This is a genomic window from Capnocytophaga canis, from assembly GCF_043187445.1.
GTDB lineage: Bacteria > Bacteroidota > Bacteroidia > Flavobacteriales > Flavobacteriaceae > Capnocytophaga > Capnocytophaga canis.
Window position 1 is genome coordinate 2,412,056 of sequence record NZ_CP171121.1, and the last position, 11,924, is coordinate 2,423,979.

The 11,924-nt window shown below is 35.7% G+C and carries 10 protein-coding genes; 8 read left to right on the plus strand and 2 right to left on the minus strand.

The window, feature by feature from the left end; translation table 11 throughout:
* Positions 1-41: 41 nt before the first annotated feature.
* The 8 genes from ACF3OB_RS10260 to ACF3OB_RS10295 all read left to right on the plus strand — a co-directional run bounded on the left by ACF3OB_RS10260 (position 42) and on the right by ACF3OB_RS10295 (position 8,113).
* Positions 42-560 (plus strand): inorganic diphosphatase, encoded by a 519-nt coding sequence (locus tag ACF3OB_RS10260; protein ID WP_042007953.1) that lies wholly within the window; start codon positions 42-44, stop codon positions 558-560.
* A gap of 17 nt (positions 561-577) precedes the next feature.
* Positions 578-1,660: a glycine cleavage system aminomethyltransferase GcvT gene (gene gcvT, locus ACF3OB_RS10265; protein WP_172913843.1), complete on the plus strand. Its 1,083-nt coding sequence runs from the start codon at positions 578-580 to the stop codon at positions 1,658-1,660.
* Positions 1,661-2,169: 509 nt separating this feature from the next.
* Positions 2,170-2,370: a cbb3-type cytochrome oxidase assembly protein CcoS gene (gene ccoS, locus ACF3OB_RS10270; protein WP_042009732.1), complete on the plus strand. Its 201-nt coding sequence runs from the start codon at positions 2,170-2,172 to the stop codon at positions 2,368-2,370.
* A gap of 12 nt (positions 2,371-2,382) precedes the next feature.
* A complete protein-coding gene (gene ccoN, locus ACF3OB_RS10275) occupies positions 2,383-4,560 on the plus strand; it encodes a cytochrome-c oxidase, cbb3-type subunit I (protein WP_095893282.1) in 2,178 nt (725 codons plus the stop codon).
* A gap of 6 nt (positions 4,561-4,566) precedes the next feature.
* On the plus strand, positions 4,567-4,764 hold the full coding sequence (locus tag ACF3OB_RS10280; protein ID WP_042009728.1) for a cytochrome c oxidase subunit IV: 198 nt from the start codon (positions 4,567-4,569) through the stop codon (positions 4,762-4,764).
* Positions 4,761-5,591 carry a cbb3-type cytochrome c oxidase N-terminal domain-containing protein gene (locus ACF3OB_RS10285; protein ID WP_042009726.1) on the plus strand — a complete coding sequence of 277 codons (831 nt, stop codon included), beginning with the start codon at positions 4,761-4,763 and terminating at the stop codon, positions 5,589-5,591. The genes ACF3OB_RS10280 and ACF3OB_RS10285 overlap by 4 nt, the downstream gene beginning before the upstream one ends.
* A 237-nt stretch (positions 5,592-5,828) precedes the next feature.
* Complete coding sequence (gene ccoG, locus ACF3OB_RS10290) at positions 5,829-7,253, plus strand: cytochrome c oxidase accessory protein CcoG (protein WP_095893280.1); 1,425 nt, start codon at positions 5,829-5,831, stop codon at positions 7,251-7,253.
* A gap of 488 nt (positions 7,254-7,741) precedes the next feature.
* Positions 7,742-8,113 (plus strand): hypothetical protein, encoded by a 372-nt coding sequence (locus tag ACF3OB_RS10295; protein ID WP_095893279.1) that lies wholly within the window; start codon positions 7,742-7,744, stop codon positions 8,111-8,113.
* Positions 8,114-8,300: 187 nt separating this feature from the next.
* On the opposite strand, the gene metE is transcribed toward ACF3OB_RS10295, so the two are convergent.
* Both metE and metF read right to left on the minus strand, forming a co-directional pair.
* Positions 8,301-10,604, minus strand: a complete 2,304-nt coding sequence (gene metE, locus ACF3OB_RS10300) for a 5-methyltetrahydropteroyltriglutamate--homocysteine S-methyltransferase (RefSeq protein ID WP_392447648.1) — start codon at positions 10,602-10,604, stop codon at positions 8,301-8,303.
* A 60-nt stretch (positions 10,605-10,664) separates the two neighbouring features.
* Entirely contained in the window at positions 10,665-11,621 is a 957-nt protein-coding gene (gene metF / locus ACF3OB_RS10305) for a methylenetetrahydrofolate reductase [NAD(P)H] (RefSeq protein ID WP_042009719.1), read from the minus strand.
* Positions 11,622-11,924: the final 303 nt, after the last annotated feature.

Below are 11,924 nucleotides of genomic sequence, written 5' to 3' on the forward strand. Positions count from 1 at the left end.
CCGAGTAAACGAAAACAATTATTAACATATAAAATAAAAAAATGTCTAAACAAGAAAAACTATCATTCGATGTGTTAATCGAAATTCCAAAAGGAAGTAGAAACAAATATGAATATGATTTTGATTTGAAAAAAATACGTTATGATCGTATGATTTTCTCTTCCATGATGTATCCAGCCGACTACGGTTTTGTACCTGAAACCTTAGCATTAGACTCTGACCCTTTGGATGTGTTGGTTTTGGTTTCTGAACCAACTTTCCCTGGTTGTGTTATGGAAGTTAAACCATTGGGAGTCTTCCATATGGCAGATGAAAAAGGGCCTGACGAAAAAATGATTTGTGTACCAGTTTCTGATCCAGTTTGGAGTAAATTAAACACCTTAGAAGATGTTAATCCACACTTGATAATGGAAATTGAACATTTCTTTCAAGTGTACAAAGATTTAGAAAAAAAGAAAGTAGCTGTCAATGGTTGGGGAAATTTAGATGAAGCAATCGAGATTTACCACGAGTGTAGAAAACGCTATGAAACGAGTGAAAAGAAATATTCTATTCGATAATTTAATAAAAATATAAAATGAAAAATACAACTTTAACCGATGTACACATTGCTTTAGGAGCTAAGATGGTTCCCTTTGCTGGGTATAACATGCCTGTTCAGTATGATGGGGTAAATATCGAACACGAAACCGTTCGTAATGGTGTTGGAGTATTTGATGTAAGCCACATGGGAGAATTTTTCCTGAAAGGAAAACACGCTTTAGATTTAATTCAAAAAGTAACCTCAAACGATGCTTCAACGTTATTTGACGGACGTGCTCAGTACAGTTGCTTACCAAACAACGAAGGCGGAATTGTAGATGATTTAATTGTTTACAAAATAGCTGACGAACATTATTTACTGGTCGTTAATGCTTCAAATATCGAAAAAGATTGGGACTGGATTAGTAAACACAATACTTGGGGTGTGGATATGGAAAATGCTTCTGACCAGTATTCTTTATTAGCAATTCAAGGGCCAAAAGCCATAGAAGCAATGCAAAAACTTACACCTGTGAATCTTGGGGACATTAAATATTATCACTTCGTTATTGGAGAATTTGCAGGAGTTCAAGACGTGATTATCTCCGCAACTGGCTACACAGGAAGTGGAGGAATTGAAATATATGTTAAAAATGAGCATATTAAATATGTTTGGGATAAAGTTTTTGAGGCAGGAGCTTCATTTGGGATCAAACCAATTGGACTAGCAGCACGGGACACCTTACGTCTGGAAATGGGCTTCTGTTTGTACGGAAATGATATTGACGATACCACCTCTCCAATTGAAGCAGGACTTGGTTGGATTACCAAATTCAACAAAGAGTTTGTAAACTGTGAAACCATCAAAGCACACAAAGAAAACGGTGTAAGCAGAAAATTGGTAGGTTTTGAAATGCAAGAGAAAGCAATTCCTCGGCATGACTACGAAATTGTTGATGCAGATGGTAATATCATAGGAAAAGTTACCAGTGGAACCATGGCTCCTTCATTAGGCAAAGGTATTGGTTTAGGCTATGTACCTACTGAATTTTCCAAACCTGGAAGTCAAATTTTTATCCAAATTCGTAAAAACAGAGTACCTGCCACAGTAGTCAAATTACCGTTCTACAAAGTATAGGTTCTAAAAAAAGAATTTAAAAAAAATATTCAAAAATCTTGGAATACTGAAGCAAGCAAATAAATTGCGTACATTTAATAAGTTTTAACACTTTAGTAATTCATAAATTAAATGTAATTTATCAAAAAAACTTGAATAAATTCTTAAATCAACATACCTAAACGGAATTAAAAAATAAAAACATCATTATTCATGATTGTTGTAGTTTTTTGGTTCCGTTTTTTTTTTATACTGCTCACTGTTACCTATAGAAACTAATAGATAAGAACGATAAAAACTTTTTTTATTTATAAAACACACAATAACAATAATTTAATCAGTTAAAAAGGATATAAACAAAATATACCTTTGAACTGCTTATGCTATACGGATAAGGCATAAAGAGCATATGTAGAGCCGCTTCTTTTTTAGATTTATTCAAAATAGCAAAAAAGTGATTAAAATCATTTTTTTTACTGATTAAGATTGTGTACTTTTGCCACATCTATTATTCTGAATTTGATTTAACAATGAGTGTTATTTATATGTTAATAACTATAAGTATTGCTGTAGCGTTACTATTTTTCTTTCTGTTCATAACGGCAGTTCGTCGTGGTCAGTTTGATGATAGTCATACCCCAGCTGTGCGTATGTTATTTGAGGATGAGCTTGTTGGTTCGGAAGATACAGAAAGTAAACAATCTAAAACAGAGAAACTAACAGATAATTAATTTCAATAAATAATGGAGAAGCAACAATTTTACTATGACAACAAAATTGTAAGGAAGTTTCTTTTCGCTACCCTTGCTTGGGGAGTAGTGGGAACATTAGTTGGGCTTTGGTTAGCCTACCTATTTTTATTTCCGAATATGTCGAATGAAATTCCATGGTTGAGTTTCGGACGACTGCGTCCATTGCACACCAACGCGGTGATTTTTGCGTTCGTGGGTAATGCGATTTTTGCAGGGGTTTACTACTCTATGCAACGCCTTTTGAAAGCTCGTATGTACAGCGACTTTCTAAGTAACCTTAACTTCTGGGGGTGGCAACTCATCATCGTGGCAGCTGCTATTACTCTTCCGTTGGGTTACACTTCTTCCAAAGAGTACGCCGAATTGGAATGGCCTATTGACATTGCTATTGCTGTGGTTTGGGTGGCTTTTGGAGTGAATATGATTGGAACGCTTCTCAAAAGAAGACAACGCCACATCTATGTTGCTATTTGGTTCTACTTGGCGACATTTGTAACCGTTGCTGTGTTACACATATTCAATAACTTAGAGCTTCCAGTGACCATGTGGAAATCCTACTCTGTGTATGCAGGAGTACAAGATGCTTTGGTACAGTGGTGGTATGGACACAATGCGGTTGCGTTCTTCTTGACAACACCTTTCTTGGGACTAATGTACTATTTCGTTCCGAAAGCAGCAAACAGACCTGTTTATTCTTACCGTCTATCAATTATCCACTTTTGGAGTTTGATTTTTATTTACATTTGGGCAGGACCTCACCACTTGTTGTATACGGCTCTACCAGAATGGGCTCAGAACTTAGGTGTTGTATTCTCTGTGATGTTGATTGCTCCGTCTTGGGGAGGTATGATCAACGGATTGCTAACTCTTCGTGGAGCTTGGGACAGAGTTCGTGAAAATCCAACTTTAAAATTCATGGTTGTTGCTATCACAGGTTATGGTATGGCAACTTTTGAAGGGCCTATGCTTTCATTGAAAAACGTGAATGCTATTGCACACTTTACTGATTGGATTATTGCTCACGTTCATATAGGAGCTTTGGCTTGGAACGGATTCTTGGCATTCGGTATGATTTACTATATCGTTCCTAAAATGTGGAAAACAAACCTTTACTCAATGAAATTGGCTAACTTCCATTTTTGGATAGGTACACTGGGAATTGTTTTCTATTGTCTTCCGTTATACGTGGCTGGATTCGTTCAAGCATCTATGTGGAAAGAGTTTAATCCAGATGGAACATTGGTTTATGGAAACTTTTTGGAAACCGTAACGCAAATCATACCAATGTACTGGATGCGTGCTATTGGAGGTACATTCTATGTTACAGGGGTAATAGTAGGAGCTTATAACGTTATCAAAACCTTGCAAACAGCTCCGAAATTACAAGATGAATTGGCAGAGGCTCCTGCATTGACCAAAATAAGCAATGGTAGATTGCAAGGAGAAACTTTCCACACTTGGTTAGAAAGAAAACCTATCCAAATGACTATTTGGGCTACGGTTGCGATCTTAATAGGTGGTGTCGTTCAAATTGTTCCTACTATTTTTGTAAAATCTAATATTCCAACTATTTCAAGTGTGAAACCGTATACTCCATTAGAGTTAGAAGGTCGCGATCTTTATATTCGTGAGGGGTGTGTGAGTTGTCATAGCCAAATGGTACGTCCGTTCCGCAGTGAAGTTGAACGTTACGGTGAATATGCAAAGGCGGGTGAATTTATTTATGATCGTCCATTCTTGTGGGGAAGTAAACGTACAGGTCCAGATTTGTTACGTTTGGGAGGAAAATACTCTGATAACTGGCATTTCAACCATATGTATGATCCCACAAGTACATCACCAAACAGTATAATGCCTGCTTATCCTTGGTTGACAAGAAATAAACACGACCGAAGCGATATCGAAGCTAAGATGCGTGCTTTAGTTAAGTTAGGAGTTCCTTACACCGAGGAAGATATTGCCAATGCTCACGTTTCTATGGAGGCTCAAGCTGCTAAAATTGAGCAAAATCTGCATAATGATCCTGATTTCGTGAAACAATACGAAGGGGCTAAAGCAAGTGCTCAACAAGCAGGAAAAGAATTTGTTCCGATGAAAGACCGAGAAATCGTTGCTTTAATCGCGTACTTACAGCGATTGGGAACAGATATTAAGTTGGAAAAAAAGTAACAAACAATGCTCAAATTTATTAAGGAACATATGGCGACGATTGATGGGATTGAGATTTTTCCCATCATATCTTTCCTGATATTTTTTATCTTTTTCTTAGCACTCTTCTGGTGGGTGTTCGGATATAAGAAAGAAACTATCGATACGATGAATAATATTCCTTTTGATAATGATGAGGACGAAAATAACAATACCTTACAATGAAAAAGAATTTAATACCATTTTTACGAGTAGTAACCATCGTTGGTGTTGTGGCTCTTTTCATAGAGTTGCTCTATGGAACTAAAGAAAGTACAGCATTTGCTAAATACTATCAAGTTCCGTTGTTTTTGACTTTCTTGTTCTTCTTACTTGTTTTTACAGAAGTAGTCTTGAAAGCAGTTCAGAACCTGATTTCGGGTATCAAATCTAGGTCAGGTGCAGAAGAAGGAACGCTTTGGCAGCGTTTTTATGCAGGAATGGTGGAACAAGTGCCTCTTGAAAAAGAGGGAGATATCCTTTTGGAGCATGAACACGATGGCATTCGTGAATTAGATAATACTTTACCACCTTGGTGGGTGTACCTTTTCTATGCTACTATTGTGTTCATGGTTATTTACTTGGTACGATTCGAGGTTCTAAAAGATGATAATCAAATTGACGAGTATAACAAAGATGTAGCTCGTTCAAAAATTGAAGTTGCAGAGTATAAGAAAAATAATCCTTTCGAAGTACGCTTGTTGGTAGATGATGCTTCAGTTGTTGAAGCAGGAAAAAAAGTATTCCAAACCAATTGTGTTGCATGTCACGCAATGGATGGTGGAGGTGGTATCGGACCTAATTTAACGGACGACCATTGGATTTTAGGAGGAAATATCAAAGATATCTACAATACTATATCAGAAGGTGGACGTGATGGAAAAGGAATGGTTGCTTGGAAATCACTATTGAAGCCTACTGAAATTGAGCAAGTAGCAAACTATATTAAAACACTGAAAGGAACCAAACCTGCAAATCCAAAAGGACCTGAAGGTGATCTGTACACCGAGTAAAAGTGTTTTCAAAACTTAATATTGGCAATAGGGAAATAGACCATATTCGCAATCGGATAAAAGCTATTGCCTATTGCCTATATTTTTTATTAAAAAAGAACTCGAGTGGAGTTTTGTTTCATGGCAAAATCTTACAAACGACGGATGCTCCACCATCGCATTTAAAATCCTTTTATCAAAAATAGATATTATATTTCTTCCCAAAAGAAGCAAGATTCTCTATAAAAAACACTACACATGGAAGAACAAGATAAAGAAATATTCCGAGATTCCATCGGAACCATTGACAAGGAAGGAAAAAGGGCGTGGGTATTCCCTAAAAAACCATCTGGACGTTTCTATAGATATAGAAAATACGTCAGCTATGTACTTTTGATTTTTTTATTGGTCAGCCCGTGGGTGAAAATAAACGGTAACCAATTTTTGTTGTTTAATATTCTCGATCGTAAATTCAATATCTTCGGATTGCCTTTTTGGCCACAAGATTTCTATCTATTTGTGATTTCGATGATTATCGGAGTTGTGTTTCTTGCACTTTTTACGGTTGTTTTCGGACGTATTTTTTGTGGATGGATTTGCCCACAAACCATATTTATGGAGATGGTTTTCCGTCGTATTGAATATTGGATTGAAGGTGATCGAGGTTCACAAATGCGACTTGATAAACAGGCATGGGACAAGGAAAAAATCAGAAAAAAAACACTCAAATGGAGTCTATTCTTTTTGATTTCTTTCTCGGTAGCAAACACTTTTTTAGCATATTTAATAGGTTCTGATGTTTTGTTAACCTACATCAAAGAAGGCCCAATAAACCACTGGGGAACGTTCATAGCATTGTTTATATTTACTTGTATTTTTTACTTCATTTTTACATGGTTCAGAGAACAAGTATGTATAATAGCTTGTCCTTATGGACGCTTACAAGGGGTTTTGTTGGACAATCGTTCTATCATCGTAGCCTATGACTATGTTCGAGGAGAATCGGATAATGGACGTAAAAAATTCCGAAAGAATGAAGATCGTCAAGCCTTGGGACATGGTGACTGTATTGATTGTATGCAGTGTGTACATGTATGTCCAACAGGAATTGACATTAGAAATGGAACTCAATTGGAGTGTGTGAACTGTACGGCTTGTATCGATGCTTGTGATGAGGTAATGGACAAAGTTGGTTTCAAGAGAGGGTTGATTCGTTTTGCAAGTGAGGAAAACATAGCTAAAAAAGCTCCTTTCAAATTTGATTTACGCATGAAAGGCTACACAGCTGTACTTACAATTCTGATTGGAATACTTATAGGAATGCTATTCATCAGAACAGATGTTCAGGCTGATATTTTACGTTTGCCTGGACAACTATATCAACATGAGGAAAATGGAGTGATTAGCAACGTTTACACTTATAAAATTATCAATAAAACTACTCGTGATTTTGAAAATGTAACGGTTAAAGTGGTTGGTTCTTTGGATGCTGAAGTAGTTATCGTCGGTAAAAATTCTATTTTCGTCCCAAAACAAGGTCTGGCGGAAGGTACACTATTCGTAAGAATAAAAGAATCTTCCTTGAAAGAAGAAAAGTTGAAGGTTCTTTTGGAGGTATATAGTAATGGCAATAAAATCGGTTCAACAAAAACGATTTTCTTAGGGCCAAGAACATTCCGATAAAATATAGGATTTGCTTTTTTGAATAATCATAAACTTTTAAAAAATGTTTTGATAAGGATGAAGGGTTGTTCATAGGAGGCTGTCTGAAAAGTTTGATGACATTACTAAATTGGAGGTGATGTAAAAAGTATGTTGCCTTAAAAAAGAAGTTTTTTTGTCAGGCTGAGCGTAGTTGAAGCCTCGTAATTACAGGGCTTCGACTACGCTCAGCCTGACAATCAGAACTAACATTATACTTTTATAACACTATCTTGATTTTAGTTATTTGATAGTAAAATATTGAAAAACAATAGATTGTTTTTTGGGACAAATCTTTTTGGACAGTTTCGAACAACATTCAATAGCCGTAAGAATGAAGAATGTTTCGCATCTATAACGAAACCGTACAGGTAAAATAAACATTTTTTCATGTGTAAGTAACACCACTAAAATCTAAAAGCAAACAATGAATTGTCACAGTAAAATAGAACAAAAAACTAACTCCTTAAATGTTTAGAAAAGATTATATAAAACGACAAATAGACCTGTTTTTTCAAGAACTGGCAAACCTTTTGAGTAAGAAAGTACCCAAAGAGGAAAAATTAAAAGAATTGGCAAATATGTCAGAGCGGTTTACGGGTAATTTATTAGTACATTTGCAGGAAAGGTCAGCAGAGGAATTGGTAAATACCTTTGAAAATGATTTGGATACGATAGAAATCATTTCAGAATTGTTATATCATTCCGAAGAAGAGAATACTAAAAATAATCTTTTAAAGGTAAAAAGTCTTTTGTTTTATATAAACCAAAAAAGTGCTGCTTTTTCGCTCAATAGAGACCAAAAAATGCAAGAAATTGAGCGAAAATTAAAGGAATTGTAATGTAGAAATGTTTGTCTCACTGTAAATATGCGATTTATTAGAGGCTTATTGTATAAAGCAAAACACGAAAAGGTCGTATAGAAATATTATTTACCAATTTTAAGAGACTGTCCGAAAAGATTGACTTTTTCGGACAGCTTCAATAAAAAAACTGCCTAAAAAATTTCCAGACAGTTTTTATTTATTTCTAGGCATTGTATTTAGCCCGTAATTCTTTTGCTGTATCAACCATTGCTACAAGAGCCTTTTTAGTCTCTTCCCAATGGCGGGTTTTAAGTCCACAGTCAGGGTTAATCCACAAGTTACGTTTTGGTATCACACCAATGGCTTTTTCCATCAAGAAAGTCATCTCCTCCACCGATGGAACTCGTGGTGAGTGAATGTCATAAACTCCTGGTCCAATTTCATTTGGGTATTTAAACTCCGCAAATACATCTAATAATTCCATTTGCGAGCGAGAACATTCAATCGTAATTACGTCAGCATCCATATCAGCTATTGCTTCAATCATATCATTGAATTCGGAATAGCACATGTGCGTGTGAATCTGTGTGCTATCTTCCACACCTGACGCCGAAATACGAAACGCACGAATTGCCCAATTGTAATATGTTTCCCAATCCTTACGGCGTAAAGGTAGCCCCTCTCGAACCGCTGGTTCATCAATTTGAATTACCTTGATACCTGCTTTTTCTAAATCAACCACTTCATCACGAATTGCCAACGCTATTTGGGTACATGTTACCGAACGAGGTTGATCATCACGAACGAATGACCATTGTAAAATTGTTACAGGTCCCGTTAGCATTCCTTTTACAGGCAGTGAAGTTAACGATTGAGCAAACTGTGACCAACGAACCGTCATTGGAGTTGGACGAGAGACATCCCCATAAATAATTGGTGGCTTCACACAGCGAGAACCGTAACTCTGTACCCAGCCAAACTTAGTAAATGTATATCCTTTGAGTTGCTCTCCAAAATATTCCACCATGTCATTGCGTTCGAATTCTCCGTGAACCAACACATCAATTCCTGCATCCTCTTGGAAACGAATTGACTCTTCGATTTCTTTTTTGAGTAATGTTTCATATTCTTCTAATGGAAGCACACCTTTATTAAAATTAGCTCTCCAACTTCTAACCTCTTGTGTTTGAGGGAAAGATCCTATTGTTGTTGTAGGAAACAGTGGTAATTTTAACGCTCCTTCCTGAATAGCTTGGCGTTGAGCAAATCCACTCTTACGATGTGCATCTTTTTCAGTGATTGCTCCTACGCGTGATTTAACATCCTCATCATGAATCAACTTCGATGTCTTACGATTATCATTCGCTTTTTTATTTTGAGTCACTGTTTCTCGTTGAACTTCAGTTAAATCATTAGTTACTAAAGATTTAATTGTTGATATTTCAACTAATTTTTGTTTTGCAAAAGCTAACCATTGTTTGATTTCAGGAGTAAGTATCTTTTCGTTATTCTCATGTTCCAAATTACAAGGCGAGTGTAACAAAGAACAAGAAGATGCTACCAACACGCGGTCAATACCCAAAGCTTTTTGAACTTTTTCAATCAAAGTTACTGATTTTTGGAAATCGTTGATCCAAACATTACGCCCGTCTACAACTCCAAGAGATAATTTTTTATCTTTTGGTAATTTAGATAATATTTCATCTAATTGATTTTCAGCGCGAACTAAATCAATATGCAATACATCCAACGGAAGACTTAACGCTAAATCAGTGTTATCTTCCAAAGCTCCAAAATAGGTTGTTAAAATAAATTCTGTAGTAGGGAACGCTTCTTTCAGAATAGTATACACCTGTTTATAAGCCTCTTTTTCAGTTTTTGTAAGGTCAAGTACTAAACAAGGCTCGTCAATTTGAATAGTTTTTGCTCCAGCATCTACCAAACTCTGTACGATTTGTTTGTACACAGGTAACAAATTTTCAACCAGTTCAATTCTATGGAAACCATCCTCTTTTTCTTTCCCTAAAAGCAAATATGTTATAAGACCTAAAAGCACAGGCTTCGTTTCAAATCCATTGTTTTTTGCGAATTGATATTCTGCAAGAGCTTTGTTATATCGCAATTTAAACGATTGATTTTTAGTAAACTCTGGAACTAAATAGTGATAATTCGTATCAAACCATTTGGTCATTTCCACAGCCGTGATATCAATGCCATTCTTTTGGTAGCCTCGTGCCAATGCAAAATAAAGCTCCATGTCCGACAAATTGTCAATAGGAGCAAATCTACTTGGGATTGCATTTACCGAGAATGAAAAATCTAATACTTGGTCATAAAAGGAAAAATCATTGGAAGGCAACAAATCTATATTTGCTTCTTTCTGTAATTTCCAATTGTGAATTCTGATGGTATTTGCCACATCAAACAACTCATCTTCTGATATTTTTCCTGCCCAAAAAGCTTCGTTTGCTTTTTTAAGTTCACGTTTTTCCCCTATACGAGGATAGCCTAATAAATTGGTTTTCATATAATTCGTATGTATTTTTTTGTTTATTGTTCTAAAAAACTATGCTTCAGTACTATTCAATTAAAAAACTTTGGAAACAATGTCTACAATATTGTCTGATTTGCCCATTGAATAGTAATGCAAAGTAGGCACTCCCCACAGTTTCAATTCTTTACTCTGTTCGATAGCCCATTCTATTCCAACTTGTTTTACATCTTCGTTGGTTTTACATTTTTCCAATTCGGATACTAAAATTTCCGGTAAGTCGAGTTTGAACACTTGTGGCAACAAATTCAGATGTTTCTTTGTAGTTATAGGCTTAATTCCAGGAATGATAGGAATATCAATTCCCATGAGCCGTACTTTTTCTACAAATTCGAAATACTTTTGATTATCGAAAAACATCTGGGTAACAATATAATCCGCTCCGGCATCTACTTTTTCCTTCAACCGAGCCAAATCAAACGTCATTGAAGGAGACTCTATATGTTTTTCAGGGTAACCAGCAACTCCCACACAAAAATCAGTTCCATAGTCAGTCTCTATTACATCATGCAAAAACTTTCCACGTCCTAAATCTTTGATTTGCCTGACCAAATCTACAGCATAGGTATGACCATCTTTGGTCGGCTCAAAATAACGTTCCTCTTTCCGAGCATCGCCGCGAAGTGCCATAACGTTGTCGATTCCCAAATAGAAGCAATCTACCAACAAATATTCCGTTTCTTCTTTTGTGAATCCTCCACAAAGAACATGTGGTACGGTATCTACACCATATTTGTATTGAATCGCAGAACAAATCCCTACCGTTCCAGGACGCATTCGAGTAATTTTCTTTTCTAACAGACCATTAGGATGCTGTTTGTAAAAAAATTCCTCCCGTGAAGTGGTTACATCAATAAAAGGAGGCTTAAACTCTATCAAAGGTTCAATATTTCGGTAAAGTTCTTCAATACTATTCCCTTTTTTAGGAGGAACTATCTCAAAAGAAAAAAGTGTCTTCCCTTTGGAACGAGCAATATGTTCGGTTACTTTCATTTTTGTCTTAAGTAAAAAATTATATTCACGGGGCAAAATTACGAACATTTTTTTATACTTCAAAATTATTTTAGAAAATAAATCCGTAAAAATTTTATATCACTATTTGTTTCATTGATTTTTTTAATCAAAAATAGAATATATTTCTTTTGTATGTTATTTGTGCAGAAATAACATACATTTAGAGTTAGTATTTTGACCATATATGAGAAAAATCTTCTTTTTTGCAGATACCAAAAAAAACATTACTTTTGCCAGATTGATGAGGCTCATTCAAAGGATTAGGACGCAAAAAATCAAAGT